Source organism: Nocardioides sp. F233, from assembly GCF_057813895.1.
This window is the reverse complement of sequence record NZ_JBVASH010000044.1, coordinates 1-255: the sequence shown is the minus strand read 5'-3', so window position 1 is coordinate 255 and position 255 is coordinate 1. Positions and strand designations below refer to the sequence as shown.

Here is a 255-nt window from a genome sequence, read left to right as displayed (position 1 = left end):
GCGCGGACCACCCGGTCACCGATCTTGTAGCCGGCCTTCGCGACCACCTTGCACGTCGTCACCTCGACCTCGGCGTCGGTGCCGATGTGCGAGAGCGCCTCGTGGACGGTCGGGTCGAACGCGTCGCCGACCTCGCCGAACTTCACCAGGCCCAGCCCGGCAACCACGCGCTCGAGCTGCTCGGCCGTGGCCTTGAAGCCACCCTCGAGCGGCTCGTGCTCACGGGCCCGGTCGATCGTGTCGAGCACGTCGATG

1 protein-coding gene is annotated in these 255 nt (G+C 70.2%); it reads right to left on the bottom strand.

Features of this window, described 5'->3' with window-relative positions; translation table 11 throughout:
- Positions 1–255 (bottom strand): nucleotide exchange factor GrpE (grpE, locus tag ACZYRU_RS27000; protein ID WP_488960190.1); only part of this gene is annotated, 255 nt, incomplete at both ends.